This window comes from Pseudorhodobacter sp. E13 (assembly GCF_003991405.1).
GTDB lineage: Bacteria > Pseudomonadota > Alphaproteobacteria > Rhodobacterales > Rhodobacteraceae > Pseudorhodobacter.
In genome coordinates this window covers 267,230-284,597 of sequence record NZ_RPEN01000159.1, presented here as the reverse complement: position 1 = coordinate 284,597, position 17,368 = coordinate 267,230, and the positions used below count along the sequence as shown (strand labels likewise).

Below are 17,368 nucleotides of genomic sequence, written 5' to 3'. Positions count from 1 at the left end.
GATTCGCAAGGTCAACTGGGCAAAAGGCCAATCGCGCGCGCGCCGGACAGCAGATCGGGGGCCACCAGATGCGCAAAGCGGCCCGAAGCGGGGTTGATATCGGGCACCTGCACCACGGTCATGCCTGCGCGATGCGCCGCTTCGGCCCCGGTTTCGCTGTCTTCAAAGGCAAGGCAGCGTTTCGGGTCCACCCCCAGAAGCGATGCAGCCAGCAAGAACGGATCGGGCGCGGGTTTGGCATGGGTCACATCGTCAAAACTGACGAAATGGCTGAAATAGCCGGAAATATCAGTCACGCCCAGCTTGTAATCCAGTTGCGCGCGGGTGGAGGAGGTGGCCAGAGCCTTTGGCAAGGCCACCGCGCCCAGCAATTCATGCGTGCCGGGTTTCAGCGGGATGCCGCCCGCATAATGCGCAAGCACCTGCCGTTTCCACGCCTCGGCAAAGGCATCGAAATCCAGTTGCGGAAACCGCGCGCGGACAAGGCCCGCGCCTGTCACGTCATCCCGCCCGATCAGCCCGTGCAGAAAGCTTGGGTCCACCGTGATGCCGCAATCGGCAAAGGCCTTGATCCCCGCCGCCTGTGTCAGGCTTTCGGTGTCCAGCAGGGTGCCATCCAGATCAAAGATAACCGCATCAAACATGCGGTCAGACGCCTGCGTCGATGATGGCACGCGCCAGAATGGGCACGGTGCGCGCGTTCAGCCCGGCGATGTTCATCCGGCTGTCCCCCACCATATAGATGCCATGATCACGGCGCAGGGTTTCCACCTGTTCCGGCGTTGCCCCCAGCCGCGAGAACATGCCGCGATGCTGGGCCAGAAAGCCGAAACGGTCAGACCCGGACAGGCGGCGCAATTCGGCGGCAAGGCTTTCCCGCAGGGTCAGCATGTTCTGCCGCACGTCTTCCAGTTCGGCCTGCCATTCGGCGCGCAGGGCAGGATCGGTCAGGATCATGGTCACCAGCCGCGCGCCGTGATCGGGTGGAAAGCTGAAGTTCTGGCGGTTGAGAAAGGCCAGATTGCCCTGCACCACCGCCCGCATATCCGCATTTGGCGCGATGGCGATCAGGATGCCGGTGCGTTCGCGGTAAATCCCGAAGTTCTTGGAACAGGACGCCGCGATCAGCATCTCGGGCAGGCGGCTTGCCAACAGGCGCATGCCTGCGGCGTCCTCCTCCAGCCCGTCGCCAAAGCCTTGGTAGGCGATATCGACAAATGGAATGGCCCCGGTCTTTTCCAGCATGTCGGCCACGGCGGCCCATTGCGGCAAGGTCAGGTTTGCCCCGGTCGGGTTGTGGCAGCAGGCGTGCAGCAACACCACATCACCGGGCTTTGCGCTGGCCAGATCGGCCATCATGCCATCAAAATCGACGCCGCGCCTCTCGGCGTCGAAATAGCGATATTCGGCCATCTTCATGCCAAGGTATTTGATGATCGACGGATGGTTGGGCCAAGTGGGGTTGGACAGCCACACCGTAGCATCGGGGCTGGCAAGCTGGATCAGTTCCAACGCTTGGCGAATGGCACCGGTGCCGCCGGGCGTGGCCACGGCAGCCAAGCGATCGGCTGGCACAACACCGGCCAGCAGCAGGGTTTGCATGGCTTCGGCATAGGCAGGTTCACCCGCGAGGCCGGTATAGGTTTTGGTTTTTTCGCTTTCCCAAAGCTGCTTTTCGGCGGCTTTGACCGCGCGCATCACCGGGGTCAGCCCGGTGGCATCCTTGTAGACCCCGACGCCAAGGTCGATCTTGGTGTCGCGCGGGTCATCCTTGAACATCTGGATCAGTTGCAGGATCTTGTCTTGCGGTTGGGCGTGCAGCGCGTTCAGCATGGGGTCTTCTTTCAACAGATTGCAGGGTCAGCCTTTGGCGATGGGCAGGTCATCATACATGCCCCATTCCGACCAAGAGCCATCGTAAAGCGCGTGATTGCGGTGGCCGATGCGTTCCAGCCCCAGCGACAGGATCGCCGCCGTAACGCCGGACCCACAGGTCGTGATCACGGGTTTGGACAGGTCCACCCCTGCCGCCTCAAAGGCTGTGCGCAGGGCGGGCGGCGTTTTCATCGTGCCATCGGGGTTCAGCAACTCGGCAAAGGGCAGGTTTTTCGAATTCGGAATGTGGCCTGCGCGCAGGCCGGGGCGGGGCTCGGCCACTTCGCCCTTGAAGCGGGCGGCGGCGCGGGCATCCACGATTTCCGTTTCCAGCAGTTTGGAGGCAGAGGCGACTTGCGTGACATCTTTCACCAAGCCGGATTGGCGCTGCACGGTGATATGGCGGTCGCGCACCACGGGGGGCATATCTTCGATTTCGCGCCCTTCGGCCTGCCATTTCGGCAAACCACCATCCAGCACCGCCACGTCGGTTTTGCCCATCAGCCGAAAGGTCCACCAGACGCGGGCCGCCGAAAACAGCCCGGTGCTGTCATAGACCACAACCTGATGCCCGTCACCCACACCCATCGCCCGCATCCGGCTGATGAATTTTTCCACCGGGGGGGCCATATGTGGCAGCTCTGACCGATGGTCCGAAATCTCGTCGATATCAAAGAAGCGCGCACCGGGAATATGGGCGGCATGATATTCCGCCAGCGCATCGCGGCCCGTTGCCGGCATGTGCCAAGACGCATCAATCACCCGCAGATCGGGGTCTTTGAGGTGTTTGGCCAGCCAGTCGGTGGAGACCAGCGTTTTCGGGTCGTCTTGCGGGGCGGGGGTCATCTGTGGCTCCTTGCAGCAATACGTTGGGTATATCGGATAAGCCGTATGAGGCAAGGCTGGAGACGGCAAAACCAGTGGCCTTGGGGTCGCAGCTTGGCGAAAGCCGGTGCCGCGCGGGGCCGCCCTGCGCAACGCCTCGCAGGATGTGCCTTAGCGGTTTTGCTTCAAAAGACGGGCCTTCTGGCGATCCCAGTCGCGCTTGGCCGAGGTTTCGCGCTTGTCGGCATTCTTTTTGCCCTTGGCGATCCCCAGCTTGAGTTTGACCATCCCGCGCTCGTTGAAATACATTTTCAGCGGCACGATGGTCATGCCTTCGCGGGCGGTCGCATTCCACAGGCGCGACAGTTCCTTGCGCGACACCAGCAGCTTGCGTTTGCGGCGTTCTTCATGGCCCCATGTCTTTGCTTGCAGATAGGGGGCAATATAGCCGTTGATCAGCCAAAGCTCGCCATCTTCGACGCTGGCATAGCTTTCCGCGATATTGGAACCGCCTTGCCGCAAGGACTTTACTTCTGAACCCAAAAGCATGATGCCCGCCTCGATATCATCTTCGATAGCGAAATCGAACCGCGCGCGGCGGTTTTCGGCAATGAGTTTGGAATTGGGGTCGCTGTGTTTTACCATGGTGCACCCCAGATAGGGGTTGGCGCGCCGACTGTCCAGATGGCGGCGTTTGGCAAAGGGGTTGGAATGTTCTTGCAGATCGCCATTGGCACCGGGTTGATGTTGCTGTCGATTGCCGTGGGTGGCGCCGGAATTCTGGCGATGGAGATGGGGTTTGCCCGCAGCCACCGTTGGCTGGTGCGAGAGCCACACCGCCCCAAGCTGCTGCTGGTCATGCTGGGTGTGTCTTTTGTGGTGCTGGGGATCATCACGGCAGGCGTCTGGATCTGGGCCTTGGCCTTTTACGCCTTGGGCGTGTTCATCACGCTGGAGGCCTCGGTCTATTTTTCGCTGGTCAGCTTTACCACGCTTGGCTTTGGCGATGTGTTGTTGCCGCAGGAATGGCGATTGCTATCGGGCATGGCGGCGGCGAATGGGCTTTTGAACTTTGGCCTGTTGACCGCGCTGCTGGTTGAGGCGCTGCGCCATGTGCGGCTGGGGCAGATGAACGCGCGCAAAGGCCGGGAATAGGGCGAAACACCTTACGGCTTGCGGGCGATCAGGGTGTAGCACAGCGGCAATTGCGCGGTCTGGCCTTCGTAGCGGTCGTAATCCACCTCTCGGTTGGAATGGGGGTGTTCGGTCAGCCGTTCCATCCGCAGGCCCGCCGCTGCGATGGCCGTCACTATCGCCCCCATCGGATGCGCGAACCAATAAGACCGCGCGCCCTTGCCTGCGTCTGTGCCGTCATAGGTGATGACATCGTCAAACACCTGTGGTTCGGCCTGAAAATAGGACCGCACGGGCGCAAACGGGTCGGGTGCATCCGGGTCGAACATATCAAGGATGGGGTGGGTTTCATAAATCACCAACTGGCCGCCTGCCGCCATCAGCCCGGCCACAATCTGAAAAAAGCGCGGCAGGTCGGGCATCCAGTTCAGCACACCGATGGTGATAAGCGCGAGGTCATGGCCGCGCGGGGTGTTTTCGGGCAGGGCATAGATATCGGCGCAGAGGAATTGGCAATCAGACTGCGCGGCGCGGGCCAGTTGCGCCGCCTGTGCCAAAAACCCTGCGGATTGGTCGATGCCCAAGCGGGGCCGCGCGCCGAAATGCGCCAGCGACAGCAGTTCCCGCCCGTTGTTGCAGCCGATTTGCACCGCCGTTTTGCCTTGCAGCGACAGGGCTTGCAGCGTCTCGGCCAGGCAGGCATCGAAGGTGGAAAACCCCGGCTGGCTTGCCGCCTGCACCAGTGCCGCCCATTCCGGCGTTGCGGCATGCGCCGGGGCCGAAGCATCCCATGCGGCGCGGTTGGCGGCGGTGTAGCGTGTCAGATCTTGTGTCATGCTGTGGCCCCGGAAGTTTTGCGCCCGCGCAGCAGCGTGTAAATGCCTGAGGCGACGATGATCGCGCTGCCGATCAGCGTGGCGGCATCGGGGCGTTCCGCAAAGACCAGCGCGCCAAGGATCAGCGCGAACACCAGCCTTGTGTAGCGGAACGGCGTCACGACCGATACCTCGCCGACGCGCATCGCGGCGGTCAGCGCGTAATAGCCTGCAACGCCAAACAGGGTGGCCGCCGCAAGGGCAATGCTGGTGGGCGCATCTGGCCAGACCGCGCCCCCCGTCCATGCCAGCAGCACAGCCCCGGTGGGCACCATCATCGCAAAGCCGTAAACACCCAGCGTCAGGTTGGACAGGGTCTTGGGGGCGGCCCGCGTGGCCAGATCACGCCCGGCAAAGCCCAGCATCCCCAGCACGGCAAGCACCGACAGCGGGGTAAAGCCCGCAAGCCCCGGTCGCAGCACCACCATGACGCCGACAAACCCCACCATGATCGCCGACCAGCGCCGCCAGCCGACCTTTTCGCCAAACACCAGCGCCGCCCCCGCGACCACAACCAAAGGCGTGGCCTGCAAGATGGCCGAAGCCGAGGACAGCGGCGTCAGCGCAATCGCCAAGGTGTAAAACAGGCGGCCCATCACCTCAAACACCGCGCGGATCAGGATCGGGGCAGACAGGATCGCGGGGTTCAGCAGCCGTGCGCCTTGCGCCTTGGCAAGGATTGCAAACCCCACCATCCCCGCCGCACCAAAGATCATCAAAATCTGGCCCACGGGGATTTGGCGGGCAGCGGTTTTCAGGAACATATCCTCCACCGCGAAGCCTGCCATCGCGGCAATCATCATCAGGCTGCCGCGCAGATTGTTGTTCATATCACTTCCCTGCGGCCCAGCATGTCTTTGCGCTGCACCCTAACGCCCGGCGGTGGCAAAAGAAAAGAGCGATTGAGCGGGCTTACTTCTTGCCCGGCGTGCCGTCGAATTTCTTTTCCAGATCGGCCCAGCAGTCGATGTAGTCATCCTGCAACGGGGCTTCCTTGGCGGCGAAAGGCGTCAGATGTTGCGGGAAACGGGTTTCGAACATGAAGCTCATGGTATGGTCGAGCTTGTGCGGTTGCAGGTCGGCATTGCTGGCACCTTCAAAGGCGGTGCGGTCGGGGCCGTGGGGCAGCATCATGTTATGCAGGCTTAGGCCACCGGGGATGAAACCTTTGGGCTTGGCATCATATTGGCCGTAAATATTGCCCATCAGTTCCGACATGACATTCTTATGATACCACGGCGGGCGAAAGGTATTTTCCGCCACCATCCAGCGTTCGCGGAACAGCACAAAGTCGATATTCGCGGTGCCTTCCACCCCTGACGGCGCGGTCAGCACGGTAAAGATCGACGGGTCCGGGTGATCAAACAGAATGGCACCGACCGGGCAATAGGTGGTCAGATCATATTTCACCGGGGCGTAATTGCCGTGCCATGCCACCACGTCCAACGGCGAATGGCCGATGCGGGTTTCGTGGAACTGCCCGCACCATTTCACCGTCACGGTGCTGGGCACCTCGCGATCTTCAAACGCGGCCACGGGGGTTTTGAAATCGCGGCGGTTGGCCATGCAATTGGCCCCGATGGGTCCGCGCCCCGGCAGATCAAACTTCTGCCCGTAGTTTTCACAGACAAAGCCACGCGCGGGGCCGTCCAGCACCTCTACCCGATAGACCAGCCCGCGTGGCAGGATGGCGATTTCCTGCGGGGCAAGGTCTATCACCCCCAATTCGGTGCAAAAGCGCAAACGGCCTTCCTGCGGCACCACCAGCAGTTCCGAATCCGCCGAGAAGAAATAACTGTCCACCATGCTTTGCGTGACCAGATAGATATGGCTGGCCATGCCCACTTGGGTGTTCACATCCCCTGCCGTGGTCATGGTGCGCATGCCTGTCAGCCACGTCAGCGCGGCATCGGAATGGGGAACCGGGTCCCATCGGTATTGACCAAGGCTGATGACATCCGGGTCCACGCAAGGCGCGGTTTTCCAATAGGGCAGGGCAATTTTGGCAAAGCGCCCGGTGTGTTTGACCGAAGGGCGGATGCGGTAGCACCATGTCCGTTCATTCTGGTGGCTTGGCGCAGTGAAAGCGGTGCCGGAAAGCTGTTCGCCATAAAGACCGTAGTTGCATTTTTGCGGGCTGTTCATGCCCTGTGGCAGCGCACCGGGCAGCGCCTCGGTTTCGAAATCATTGCCAAAGCCGGGCATATAACCGGGTGTGGTGCCAACAGGGCTTGGCGCAGAATGCAGCTTGGTCATGGGGGTGGCCTTTCGGGACAGGTGCTTTTCGGATAATAGTTGAAAATGTAACTAACAAGGGATTTGTCGCCCGATGCCCAGCGAGTCAGATTTCGATTTGCAGCAGTTTTTGCCCTATCTGCTGAATCAGGCGGCGGAACAGGCCAGCCTTGGCTTTCAGACGCTTTACAAAACCCGCTATGGCATGTTGCGCACCGAATGGCGGGTGCTGTTTCACCTTGGCCGCTATGGCGAGATGACGGCAAAGGCGCTGTGCGACCGGGGGCGGTTGCATAAAACCAAGGTCAGCCGCGCCGTCGCCAAGCTGGAGGGGCGACGGTTTTTGCAGCGCCGCACCGTGCCACAGGATCGCCGCGCCGAGGTTTTGGCGCTGACCGCAGCGGGCCGCGCCGCCTATGCCGATTTACACGCGCAGGCGCAGGTGTTTGACCGCCAACTGACCGCAGGGCTTTCGCCTGCGCAGGATCAGGCCTTGCGGCAGGCTTTGGTGATTTTGGCAAAGCTGTAGCGCCCCGGTATTTTGCCAAATGGACAAAAGATCCCGCGCGGATATGCCTTTTCGGGGCTTTGAAACCGTGTCATTTCGTGGCATCACCTTGCCGCACTGAAAACCCCGCTTTCGGGCGGAAAAAGGATAAAAAACTCCGCGAAACGGCGCTGGCATGTCGCAAATTCAGTGTGGGGGCCGGGTGAAATGCCCGAGAAACAAGCAAACAATCTCATATGGGGAGAGACTGGGATGACACATCGGCGAATGATCTTGGGGGCGCTGGGCGGCATGGCGCTTGCGGCCTTGGCGGGCACGCAGGTCTTGGCACAAGAGGTGACGCTGAAGCTGCACCAGTTTTTGCCCGCGCAGGCCAATGTGCCAAAGCTGATCCTCGATGTCTGGGCCGATAACGTCGAGCGCGACTCGGCCGGGCGGATCAAGGTCGATCGCTTTCCTTCCATGCAGTTGGGCGGTGCCCCGCCGGAATTGCTGGATCAGGCGATTGACGGTGTGGCCGATGTGATCTGGACGGTGGTCGGCTACACGCCGGGTCGTTTCCCGTCGACCGAAGTGTTGGAGCTGCCTTTCATGGTGTCGGATGCGCGCGCGGCCTCCTATGCCTATTGGAAGCTGTTTGATGCCCATATGAAGGATACCGAGTTCAAAGATGTGCATGTGCTGGGCACTTGGGTGCATGGGCCGGGCCTGTTCCATACGGCTGATCCGGTCGAAACCCCTGCCGATCTGCAAGGCATGAAAATCCGCGGGGCCTCGCGCATGGTCAACACGTTGTTGGAAAAGCTGGGGGCGGAGCCGGTGGGCATGCCGGTGCCTGCGGTGCCCGAAGCCTTGTCCAAAGGCGTGATTGATGGTGCGACCATCCCGTGGGAGGTGACGGGGTCGCTGAAGGTGCCGGAACTGGTGGGCAATCACACCGAATTCGAAGGCCCGGCGCTGTATAACGTGACCTTTGTGCTGGCGATGAACAAAGGCGTCTATGAAGCCCTGCCCGATGATCTGAAAGCCGTGATCGACCAGAATTCCGGCTTGGAGTTTTCGGTGTTTGCGGGCGGCGTGCAATCGGATGCCGATGCACCTGCGCGTCAGGTCGCGGTGGATCGTGGCAACACCATCATCACCATCAGCAAGGACGAGGCCGCGCAGACATGGCTGCCTTTGGTCCAGCCGATTTACGCCTCTTGGGTGGCGGAAATGCATGGCAAGGGGATTGACGGGCAAGCCCTGATTGATGAGGCCCGCGCCTTGATGGATGAATACCAAGCCAAGCAATAGGGCTGTGGCGCAAAAGGGGCCTTGATGCAGCGCTTTTTTCAAACCCTTGCACGGGTCTTTGCCTATTTGGGCGGGGCCATGCTGGTGGCCTTGGTTCTGCTGACCTGCCTTTCGGTGCTGGGCCGGAAGGCAAGCGATCTGCTGCATGGAATGCTGGCCCGCGATCTGTTTGCGGGCACGGCGCAGGCCTTGCTGGATGCCGGCATCGGCCCGGTGAAAGGCGATATTGAGTTGATCGAGGCCGGTATCGCCTTTGCCATTTTCGCCTTTCTGCCGCTGTGCCAGATCAAATCGGGCCATGCGGCGGTGGATATGTTCGCCAACCGATTGCCGCCGCGCGCTGATCGCATCTTGCGCGCGCTGACCGAGGTGGTCTTTGCCGCCGTTCTGGTGCTGATCGCGGTGCAGCTTGGCGCAGGCATGCAGAGCGAGCTGCGGTCTGGGCAGACGACCTTTCTGTTGCAGTTTCCGCTGTGGTGGGCCTATGCGCTTAGCCTGACTGCTGCTGTCGTTGCTGCCCTTGTGGCGGTCTATGTGGCGCTGATGCGGATGGCCGAAGCCGTCACGGGCCGTGCGCTCTTGCCCGTGGAAGGGACCGAAGCGTGAGCGATCTGGCAATCGGCCTGTGGTCCTTTCCGGCGCTGATGGCGCTGATTTTTCTGCGCGTGCCCATCGGGCTTGCGATGTTTCTGGCCGGGCTGGTGGGGATGATGCTGGTGGGGGGCGGGTCTGCCGCTGCTTTTGCCCGTTTGAAATCTGAAACCTTCACCACGTTTTCCAGCTATTCGCTGTCTATCGTGCCGATGTTTTTGCTGATGGGCCAGTTCGCCACGCTGGGCGGGCTGTCGCAAGCGCTGTTCAAGGCGGCGGAAAGCTGGTTGGGGCATCGCCGGGGCGGGGTGGCCATGGCGGCTATCGGGGCCTGTGCCGGGTTTGGCGCGATCTGCGGATCATCACTTGCCACAGCGGCCACGATGGGGCGGGTGGCCCTGCCAGAACTGCGGGCGCATGGCTATGCTGGCGGGTTTTCCACGGCGACTTTGGCGGCGGGGGGCACATTGGGTATTCTGATCCCGCCTTCGGTGGTGCTGGTGATCTATGCCATCCTGACCGAGCAGAATATTGCCAAGCTGTTCCTTGCTGCCTTTTTGCCGGGGCTGCTGGCGGCGCTGGGCTATGTGCTGGTGATTTCGGTTTATGTGCGGCTGTATCCGGCCTCGGCGGGGCTGCGCGCGCGGGTGCCCTATGCCGCGCGCTTTGCCGCCTTGCTAGAGGTCTGGCCCGTCTTGCTGGTGTTTGTCGCCGTGGTGGGCGGGATTTACGGCGGCATCTTTACCCCGACCGAAGCCGCGGCGATTGGCGCCTTTGGCACCGGTTTCATCGCTTGGGCCAAAGGCGGGCTGACGCGTGACAGCTTGGCCGAAAGCTTTCTGGTTACCGGAAAATCCACCGCGATGATCTTTTTCATCGTGCTGGGGGCGGCGTTTTACAATGGCTTTCTGGCGCTGACCCAAGTGCCGCAGGAAATCTCCGCTTGGGTGGTGGAGCAAGGGTTCAGCCCGTGGTTGGTGCTGGTGCTGATCTTGGTGTTTTACCTGTTGCTGGGCTGCCTGATGGACAGCCTGTCGATGATCCTGCTGACAATCCCGATCTTTTGGCCTGTGGTGCAGGGCCTCGATTTCGGTTTTATCACAATGGCGGACCTGCATGCCGCCCGCGCCACCGAGGCTTTGGCGCGCGGGCTGTCGCTGGCCCCTGATATGCTGAACAGCGTGCAGGCGGTATTGGCGCAGGGCGCAGAGCTTTCGCCTGAGCAAATCCGCGCGCTGGGCCTGCGCGGGGTGAATGACGGCGCATTGGCGCGCATCAACCTTGAGCAAACCGCAATCTGGTTCGGCATCTTGGTGCTGATCGTGGTGGAGGTGGGGCTGATTACCCCGCCGGTGGGGATGAATCTGTTCATCATCAATACAATGGACCGCAAAACCCCGATGATGGAAACCTACAAGGCGGTGTTGTTCTTTGTGGGTTCTGACATTTTGCGCGTGGCGATTTTGGTGGCGTTCCCGGCGATCACGTTGTTTCTTGTCGGCTGGTAAGACAACGGAGGCGGCAGGATGAAGATTGATGATTTCGGCGTTGAGATTTGGATGAACGCCCATGAAAACGACTGCACCTATAACCTCGCCGAAACCTGCGTCGACTCGCTGACCTTGGCGGAATTGCTGGAGATTTGCGGCAAGACCGACAGTTTTCTGGCCGATGTTCTGCCAATGCGCCTTGGCTATGGCGCGATTGAAGGGTCGGACCGTCTGCGCGCCGCGATTGGGGCGATGTATCAGCGCCAGCAGCGCGAGAATATCGTGGTGACGCATGGCACCATCGGTGCCAATGCGCTTGTGCATGAAACGCTGGTAGAGCCGGGCGACCGCGTGATTTCGGTTTTGCCGACCTATCAGCAGCACTATTCCATCCCCAAAAGCTATGGCGCGGATGTTCAAATCCTGCCTTTGCATGTGCAAAACGGCTTTCTGCCCGATCTGGCGGAACTGGAACGCCTTGCCACGCCGGGCACTAAGCTGATTGCCATCAATAACCCCAACAACCCCACGGGTGCCTTGATGGATGCGGCGTTCTTGGCCCAAATCGCCGAGATTGCGCGGCGGGTCGGGGCCTATGTGCTGTGCGATGAGGTTTATCGCGGCACCGATCAGCAGGGGTCGGGCTTTACCACCTCTGTCGCCGATATTTACGAGCGGGGGATCAGCACGGCAGGCATGTCCAAGGCGTTTTCGCTGGCCGGGTTGCGGCTGGGCTGGATTGCCGGACCAGAGGAGGTGATCCGCGCGGTGTCGGTGCATCGCGATTACACCACGATCAGCGTGGGCATGATCAATGATTATCTGGCCGCGATTGCCTTGGAAAACCGTGACAAGATCATCGCGCGCAGCCAGCGGATTACACGCGGCAATCTGGCGATCTTGGACGCATGGGTGCAGGCGGAGCCGCTGATCACCTATCACAAGCCTGCCTCTGGCACGACGGCGCTGCTGCGGTATCACTTCGATATGCCCAGCGAGGTGTTTTGCCTGCGTTTGCTGCGCGAAACCGGGGTGATGCTGACCCCCGGTTCCGCGATGGAAATGGAAGGCTGGGTGCGTATCGGCTATGCCAATGCGCCCACCATTCTGCGCGACGGGCTGGAAAGGTTGAGCGGGTTTCTGGCCACCCTTGCGGCAGAGCAGCGCGCGGCGTCCGCCTGACCGCGTCAGGCGCAGGATTGCCACCCTGAAAACTGGCCTTAAATCTGCGTTTCGTCTGGCCCTACGTCGGGACTTGGCAAAGCATGATAATTGACGGCAGAATTGATGATCTTTTTTCTGGCCGGGCAACCCCGGCCTGTCCTTCGCAAAGGTGCTCCGATGGATACCATGACCCACAGCAATGACATGTCCGGCGTGATCGCGGCAGATCGCGCCCATATCTGGCACCATCTGGTGCAGCACAAAGGCTTTGAGGTGAATGATCCGCGGATCATCGTCGAAGGTAAGGGCCTGCGCGTCTGGGATGCCAAGGGCAAAGAGCATCTGGACGCGGTTGCAGGCGGGGTCTGGACGGTGAACGTGGGCTATGGCCGCGAGAGCATCGCGCGGGCGGTGTATGACGCGATTTTGAAGATGAACTTTTACGGCGGGGCCACGGGCACCGTGCCCGGTGCGATCTTTGCGGAACGCCTGATCGAAAAGATGCCGGGGATGAGCCGGGTTTACTATGCCAACTCGGGTTCCGAGGCGAATGAAAAAGCCTTCAAGATGGTGCGCCAAATCTCGGCCCGGCACCATGGCGGCAAAAAGCACAAGATCCTGTATCGTCACCGCGATTATCACGGCGGCACCATCGCCACCATGTCCGCCGGTGGCCAGTATGAACGGAACGCCCAATACGGGCCGTTTACCCCCGGTTTCGTCGAGGTGCCGCATTGCCTTGAATATCGCAAGCAGTGGGATACCGAAGATTACGGCGTGCGTGCCGCCGATGCGATTGAAGAGGTGATCCTGCGCGAAGGCGCCGATACCATCGGTGCGCTGTGCCTGGAGCCGATCACCGCCGGGGGGGGCGTGATCGTGCCGCCCGCTGGCTATTGGGAACGGGTGCAAGAGATTTGCACCAAATACAACATCTTGCTGCATATTGACGAAGTGGTCTGCGGCATGGGCCGCACGGGCACTTGGTTCGGCTATCAGAACTATGGCATCAAGCCGGATTTCGTGACGATGGCCAAGGGCGTTGCCTCTGGCTATGCGGCGATTTCCTGCATGGTGACAACCGAAGCCGTGTTTGAACAGTTCAAGGATGACCCGACAGACCCCTTGTCCTATTTCCGCGATATCTCCACCTTCGGGGGCTGCACGGCTGGCCCGGCGGCGGCTTTGGAAAACATGCGGATCCTTGAGGATGAAGACCTGTTGGCCAACACGCTGAAGATGGAAAAGCGGCTGCTGGGCAATCTGCAAAACCTGATGGACAAGCATCGGGTGATTGGCGATGTGCGCGGCAAGGGCCTTTTCTGCGGGGCGGAACTGGTGGCCGACCGCGAGACCAAAGAACCCGCAGCCGAGGCGAAAGTGGCGGCGGTGGTGGCCGATTGCGCGGCGCAGGGCGTGCTGATCGGGATGACCAACCGCAGTATTGCGGGCTATAACAACACGCTGTGCATGTCGCCCGCGCTGATCGCCACGGCGGATGATATCGACCAGATCACCACCGCCATCGACAAGGCGCTGACCAAGGTGTTTTCCTGATCTTTCGGGAGTGCCTGACGGAACCCAAAAGGCCCGCGCCATCCCCGGCGCGGGCCTTTGCCTGCCTGTCTGGTTTGGGCGCAGGTCAGGCCCGCATTTCCGCCCTTAGGGCGATGATGCGGCGATCATTGACGCCTCGGCCCGAGATCATGCCAAGGGCTGCCATCTTGGCCAGAATTGTCCAGTAATCCTCATCGCTGGCCTGCGCCAATGCTTTGGGCGACAGCCGGTCATCGGGCAGGAAGGGCAGGAACAAGCTGTCATCCTGCGGGCCGACCAGCGCGCGCAATTGCTCTGGGCCGTTGCCAGCCTCGCCCAAACGGTCCAGATGCATCAAGGTCAGACGCCCGCGCAGGTGGCTGATGCTGGGCAATTCCGCCAGCCGATCATAGACGCGCAGGGTCGAGGCCGAAAACCCCGTGACCAACAGCGCCGGGCCGGGGCGGCCACTGTCGATCACCATGCCAAGCGCAGTATGGGTATTGGTGCCATCAATCCGGGTCAGCGGTTGGATATGTTTGGACATGATCGGCCCTCCCTTTCACGATGGTTTAGGGCGGCCTTATCCAAAAGAAAAACGAATAAGAATGACTAATAAGCTGAGGATTATTTGACGATACCCGCCGCTGCTGCGGGCTTCCGGCAAAAGGTTGAGCTGCAAGCCGCAAGGGCCTAGGGTTTAACGGATATCTTCTACCAAGATATCAGGCCTTTGGCCGTTTGCGGCTTTTATTCTGTGCTATGCCGAGTTGGGGGGGGACTATGCTAAGTTTTCTATTGATGTTCGGGGCCTTTGCCCTGTTGCCACTGGTTTTTGGCAAGGATGACGACGACAGCGATCAGGTGCCCGAAGGGCCCGAAACCTTGGATGGTGGCTATGTTGACGGGGCTGAACCCATCAATGCAGGCGATCGGGAATTCAGTGGCACCGCTGATGACGACCGGATTTTCAGCGATGACTATTACTTGTCCGAGACAGAAGGCCGCGCGTGGAATGACGCCATTTATGGCGGTGGCGGTGATGATCTGATCGGCACGGGCTATGGCGATGATCTGATCAGGGGTGGCAGCGGCAACGATACGCTGGAAGGTTGGTTCGGCAACGACACGCTGGTGGGTGACGCGGGCGATGACACTTTGGCAGGCGGCGCTGGCAGTGACGTGCTCTATGGTGGCCGCGGTGCCGATCTGTTCAGCGCCAACAGCTTTGATCTGGCGGGCGAAGATACGATCTATGGCGGCGCGGGCGATGACCACATCTGGGACGCGAACGTCCCGCATGACGATGGCCCGAATACATCCTTGATCGACGGCGGGTCCGGCGATGACATCATCGGATTTGATGGCGGCAGCACGGTAACGGGTGGGGCAGGCAATGACAGCCTGTCTGCCTTCATTGACATAGGTGTTGATGACCCCACGCAGATTACGGATTTTAATGCCGCCGAGGACACGTTGGCCGTTTATCTGACCTTGGGCAATGGCGTCACGCCTGCCGAACTGACGCTGACCGATTGGGCCAATGGGCAAGGGGCGGACCTGCGATACGGCGATGAGGTTTTGGCGCAAATCGGTGGCGCGCAGGGTTTGGACCTGTCCGCCTTTGATATTCGGGTGTCCTTCGAACAGGGCGCAGAAGGGTTGAATTTCACCGATGGGGCCGGGGATACCCAGATTTTCGGGAATGAATATGACAATGTGATTGATGGCGGCGCGGGGGATGATCTTATCTCGGTCGGCGGCGGGGTGAACTATGGTCAGACCCCCTATCAGGGTGGCGAAGATCTGGTTTACGGCGGCGCGGGGAATGATACGCTCAGCGCGTTGGGCGGTCGGATTGAAATGCCAAACGACGATGATGATACAAACCCATTGCCCGCTACGCAGGAAATCCATCGCGACGCGCTGTTTGGCGGCGCGGGCGATGATTACTTGCTGTCCTCCAATGGCAACGATCTGACGGGCGGTGCTGGGCGGGATGTCTTTGGCGTGCAGCACACGGTGGGAGAGCGGGCCTTCGGCTTTACCTTCGCCCCGACCCTTATCACAGATTTTGACCGGGCCGAGGATGCCATCGTGATCACCAATGATAGCGTGCCGGATGGTGCTGTGCTGTCCGTTTCGGTTTGGGCCGATGGGCGCGGATCTGACATTTTGGTGGATGATACCGTGATTGCGCGGGTGACGGGCGGGCAGGGGTTGACCGTCGCTGATATCCGGTTGGAAAACTACCTGGTTGAAGCCTATCTGAACGACCAGGGTGCTTGACTTCTTTGGTGCAAGCGGGGCCTGATAGGTCCAGTTTCCTGCTCTGATGAGGCCAAAATGCCAATCCCGCCCGAGGCGTTCTTTCTGCATGGCAATCTGAACGGCACCTTGCAGCAGCGCATCCGGCAATTGGTGGCCGAAGGTATTGTTGCGGGGCGGTTTCGCGCGGGGGAAAAGATGCCCTCCAGCCGGGGGCTTGCGGCGCATCTGGGTGTCAGCCGAATTACGGTGACGCTAGCCTATACCGATCTGGTTGCGTCGGATTACCTGACATCGCGCGGGCGGTCGGGGTATTTCGTGTCGGAAAGCGCGCCCTTGCAGCCCGAATTCGAAGTTGGCCCCAAGTTGCCCGCCGATCAGGTCGATTACGCCGCGCTGACGGGGCGGCGTTTCTCGGCGGCAGAGCATCTGCGGCGGCCCGAGGATTGGGCGCAGTTCCGCTATCCGTTCATCTATGGGCAGGCTGATGCCACCCTGTTTGACCATCAGAACTGGCGGCAATGCGCCCTGCGCGCGCTGGGCAAGCGCGATTTTGAGGCGCTGACCTCTGATTACTATGACCGCGATGATCCGCTGTTGATCGAATATATCCTGCGCAACATTCTGCCCCGCCGCGGGATTGAGGCCCATGCAGGCGAGGTGTTGCTGACCATGGGCGCGCAGAATGCGCTGTGGCTGGCGGGCGAGGTGCTGACCGGGCCGGGGGTGCGCGTGGCGCTGGAAAACCCCGGCTACCCCAGCCTGCGCGCGATTTTGGCGCAAACCGGGGCAGAGGTGCATGGCGTGGCCGTGGATGCCGATGGCCTGCCGCCCGAGAATTTGCCGGCCGGCGTCAACGTGGTCTTTACCACCGCCAGCCACCATTGCCCCACCAATGCCACTATGCCGATGGCACGGCGCCGCGCCCTGCTGGAGGCCGCCGTGGCGCAGGATTTCGTCATCGTCGAGGATGATTACGAGTTTGAGATGTCGTTCCTGCGCGCCGTGTCCCCGGCCTTGAAAAGCTTGGACCGGGAGGGGCGGGTGGTCTATGTCGGCTCCTTTTCCAAGTCGATCTTTCCAGGGTTGCGGTTGGGATATATCGTGGCCCCCGAAGGGTTTATCCGCGAGGCGCGGGCCCTGCGCGCCCTCACGCTGCGCCACCCGCCGGGGCATATTCAGCGCACGGCGGCCTATTTCCTGTCACTGGGCCATTATGACGCCTTGGTGAATCGCATGAAGCAGGCGTTCAAGCGCCGCCGCTTGGCGATGACCGAGGCGATAGAGGCCGAAGGGCTTATCGTGGCGGGCCAAGGCGGGGTTGGCGGGTCCAGCTTTTGGATGGTGGCCCCGCAAGGCGTGGATACCGAAGTGCTGGCGCAGGAGTTGCACGGCAAAGGCGTGCTGATCGAACCGGGCCGCGTGTTCTTTGATCCGGCGCAGGCCCCGCGCAATTACTACCGTTTGGCCTATTCCACCATCCCGGTGGGCCGCATCGCCGAAGGCATCGGATTGATCGCGGCCGCCATTCGAAACACTGGACCTAAGTAGGCGCAAAAACTGGCCCTACT

At 60.9% G+C, this 17,368-nt stretch carries 17 protein-coding genes; 9 read left to right on the top strand and 8 right to left on the bottom strand.

Annotated elements, in window-relative coordinates; genetic code table 11:
• Positions 1 to 11: 11 nt before the first annotated feature.
• The 4 genes from EGN72_RS17480 to smpB form a co-directional block, all read right to left on the bottom strand.
• Positions 12 to 644 carry an HAD family phosphatase gene (locus EGN72_RS17480; protein WP_127049951.1) on the bottom strand — a complete coding sequence of 211 codons (633 nt, stop codon included), beginning with the start codon at positions 642 to 644 and terminating at the stop codon, positions 12 to 14.
• A gap of 4 nt (positions 645 to 648) precedes the next feature.
• Positions 649 to 1,833, bottom strand: a complete 1,185-nt coding sequence (locus EGN72_RS17475) for an amino acid aminotransferase (RefSeq protein ID WP_127049949.1) — start codon at positions 1,831 to 1,833, stop codon at positions 649 to 651.
• A 27-nt stretch (positions 1,834 to 1,860) separates the two neighbouring features.
• Complete coding sequence (gene sseA, locus EGN72_RS17470) at positions 1,861 to 2,721, bottom strand: 3-mercaptopyruvate sulfurtransferase (protein ID WP_127049947.1); 861 nt, start codon at positions 2,719 to 2,721, stop codon at positions 1,861 to 1,863.
• A gap of 150 nt (positions 2,722 to 2,871) precedes the next feature.
• Complete coding sequence (gene smpB / locus EGN72_RS17465; protein ID WP_127049945.1) at positions 2,872 to 3,345, bottom strand: SsrA-binding protein SmpB; 474 nt, start codon at positions 3,343 to 3,345, stop codon at positions 2,872 to 2,874.
• Positions 3,346 to 3,411: 66 nt separating this feature from the next.
• On the opposite strand from smpB, the gene EGN72_RS17460 reads away from it, so the two are divergent.
• Positions 3,412 to 3,855 carry an ion channel gene (locus EGN72_RS17460; RefSeq protein WP_127049943.1) on the top strand — a complete coding sequence of 148 codons (444 nt, stop codon included), beginning with the start codon at positions 3,412 to 3,414 and terminating at the stop codon, positions 3,853 to 3,855.
• 11 nt (positions 3,856 to 3,866) lie between these two features.
• Here the strand turns inward: EGN72_RS17460 and EGN72_RS17455 are convergent, their stop codons facing one another.
• The 3 genes from EGN72_RS17455 to hmgA all read right to left on the bottom strand — a co-directional run bounded on the left by EGN72_RS17455 (position 3,867) and on the right by hmgA (position 6,965).
• Positions 3,867 to 4,670, bottom strand: a complete 804-nt coding sequence (locus EGN72_RS17455; protein ID WP_127049941.1) for a bifunctional 2-polyprenyl-6-hydroxyphenol methylase/3-demethylubiquinol 3-O-methyltransferase UbiG — start codon at positions 4,668 to 4,670, stop codon at positions 3,867 to 3,869.
• Entirely contained in the window at positions 4,667 to 5,539 is an 873-nt protein-coding gene (locus tag EGN72_RS17450; protein ID WP_127049940.1) for a DMT family transporter, read from the bottom strand. The genes EGN72_RS17455 and EGN72_RS17450 overlap by 4 nt, the downstream gene beginning before the upstream one ends.
• Positions 5,540 to 5,621: 82 nt before the next feature.
• Positions 5,622 to 6,965 (bottom strand): homogentisate 1,2-dioxygenase, encoded by a 1,344-nt coding sequence (hmgA, locus tag EGN72_RS17445; RefSeq protein ID WP_199743773.1) that lies wholly within the window; start codon positions 6,963 to 6,965, stop codon positions 5,622 to 5,624.
• Between the two features lie 73 nt (positions 6,966 to 7,038).
• Here hmgA and EGN72_RS17440 point away from each other — a divergent pair, with 73 nt between their 5' ends.
• The 6 genes from EGN72_RS17440 (at position 7,039) to EGN72_RS17415 (ending at position 13,550) form a co-directional block, all read left to right on the top strand.
• On the top strand, positions 7,039 to 7,473 hold the full coding sequence (locus tag EGN72_RS17440; RefSeq protein WP_127049936.1) for a MarR family winged helix-turn-helix transcriptional regulator: 435 nt from the start codon (positions 7,039 to 7,041) through the stop codon (positions 7,471 to 7,473).
• Positions 7,474 to 7,704: 231 nt separating this feature from the next.
• Positions 7,705 to 8,748 (top strand): TRAP transporter substrate-binding protein, encoded by a 1,044-nt coding sequence (locus EGN72_RS17435; RefSeq protein ID WP_127049934.1) that lies wholly within the window; start codon positions 7,705 to 7,707, stop codon positions 8,746 to 8,748.
• 24 nt (positions 8,749 to 8,772) lie between these two features.
• The gene (locus EGN72_RS17430) at positions 8,773 to 9,354 is read left to right on the top strand and encodes a TRAP transporter small permease (protein WP_127049932.1); all 582 of its coding nucleotides are present in this window, start codon (positions 8,773 to 8,775) and stop codon (positions 9,352 to 9,354) included.
• Positions 9,351 to 10,847, top strand: a complete 1,497-nt coding sequence (locus EGN72_RS17425; RefSeq protein WP_127049930.1) for a TRAP transporter large permease — start codon at positions 9,351 to 9,353, stop codon at positions 10,845 to 10,847. The genes EGN72_RS17430 and EGN72_RS17425 overlap by 4 nt, the downstream gene beginning before the upstream one ends.
• A gap of 18 nt (positions 10,848 to 10,865) precedes the next feature.
• Positions 10,866 to 12,011 (top strand): aminotransferase, encoded by a 1,146-nt coding sequence (locus EGN72_RS17420; RefSeq protein ID WP_127049928.1) that lies wholly within the window; start codon positions 10,866 to 10,868, stop codon positions 12,009 to 12,011.
• Positions 12,012 to 12,170: 159 nt separating this feature from the next.
• Complete coding sequence (locus EGN72_RS17415) at positions 12,171 to 13,550, top strand: aspartate aminotransferase family protein (protein ID WP_127049926.1); 1,380 nt, start codon at positions 12,171 to 12,173, stop codon at positions 13,548 to 13,550.
• 85 nt (positions 13,551 to 13,635) lie between these two features.
• Here the strand turns inward: EGN72_RS17415 and EGN72_RS17410 are convergent, their stop codons facing one another.
• Positions 13,636 to 14,076: a hypothetical protein gene (locus EGN72_RS17410; protein WP_127049924.1), complete on the bottom strand. Its 441-nt coding sequence runs from the start codon at positions 14,074 to 14,076 to the stop codon at positions 13,636 to 13,638.
• Between the two features lie 236 nt (positions 14,077 to 14,312).
• Here EGN72_RS17410 and EGN72_RS17405 point away from each other — a divergent pair, with 236 nt between their 5' ends.
• Both EGN72_RS17405 and EGN72_RS17400 read left to right on the top strand, forming a co-directional pair.
• Positions 14,313 to 15,818, top strand: coding sequence for a calcium-binding protein (locus tag EGN72_RS17405; RefSeq protein WP_158623219.1), 1,506 nt, complete (start codon positions 14,313 to 14,315; stop codon positions 15,816 to 15,818).
• Between the two features lie 57 nt (positions 15,819 to 15,875).
• Positions 15,876 to 17,348, top strand: a complete 1,473-nt coding sequence (locus EGN72_RS17400) for a PLP-dependent aminotransferase family protein (RefSeq protein WP_127049920.1) — start codon at positions 15,876 to 15,878, stop codon at positions 17,346 to 17,348.
• Positions 17,349 to 17,368 lie beyond the last annotated feature (20 nt).

Coding starts and splice junctions, on each gene's coding strand:
- EGN72_RS17480 (WP_127049951.1), bottom strand. CDS start 644: ATGTTTGATGCGGTTATCTTTGATCTGGATGGCACCCTGCTGGACACC.
- EGN72_RS17400 (WP_127049920.1), top strand. CDS start 15,876: ATGCCAATCCCGCCCGAGGCGTTCTTTCTGCATGGCAATCTGAACGGC.
- hmgA (WP_199743773.1), bottom strand. CDS start 6,965: ATGACCAAGCTGCATTCTGCGCCAAGCCCTGTTGGCACCACACCCGGT.
- EGN72_RS17455 (WP_127049941.1), bottom strand. CDS start 4,670: ATGACACAAGATCTGACACGCTACACCGCCGCCAACCGCGCCGCATGG.
- EGN72_RS17435 (WP_127049934.1), top strand. CDS start 7,705: ATGACACATCGGCGAATGATCTTGGGGGCGCTGGGCGGCATGGCGCTT.
- EGN72_RS17450 (WP_127049940.1), bottom strand. CDS start 5,539: ATGAACAACAATCTGCGCGGCAGCCTGATGATGATTGCCGCGATGGCA.
- EGN72_RS17475 (WP_127049949.1), bottom strand. CDS start 1,833: ATGCTGAACGCGCTGCACGCCCAACCGCAAGACAAGATCCTGCAACTG.
- EGN72_RS17460 (WP_127049943.1), top strand. CDS start 3,412: ATGTTCTTGCAGATCGCCATTGGCACCGGGTTGATGTTGCTGTCGATT.
- smpB (WP_127049945.1), bottom strand. CDS start 3,345: ATGGTAAAACACAGCGACCCCAATTCCAAACTCATTGCCGAAAACCGC.
- EGN72_RS17405 (WP_158623219.1), top strand. CDS start 14,313: ATGCTAAGTTTTCTATTGATGTTCGGGGCCTTTGCCCTGTTGCCACTG.
- sseA (WP_127049947.1), bottom strand. CDS start 2,721: ATGACCCCCGCCCCGCAAGACGACCCGAAAACGCTGGTCTCCACCGAC.
- EGN72_RS17415 (WP_127049926.1), top strand. CDS start 12,171: ATGGATACCATGACCCACAGCAATGACATGTCCGGCGTGATCGCGGCA.
- EGN72_RS17440 (WP_127049936.1), top strand. CDS start 7,039: ATGCCCAGCGAGTCAGATTTCGATTTGCAGCAGTTTTTGCCCTATCTG.
- EGN72_RS17430 (WP_127049932.1), top strand. CDS start 8,773: ATGCAGCGCTTTTTTCAAACCCTTGCACGGGTCTTTGCCTATTTGGGC.
- EGN72_RS17420 (WP_127049928.1), top strand. CDS start 10,866: ATGAAGATTGATGATTTCGGCGTTGAGATTTGGATGAACGCCCATGAA.
- EGN72_RS17410 (WP_127049924.1), bottom strand. CDS start 14,076: ATGTCCAAACATATCCAACCGCTGACCCGGATTGATGGCACCAATACC.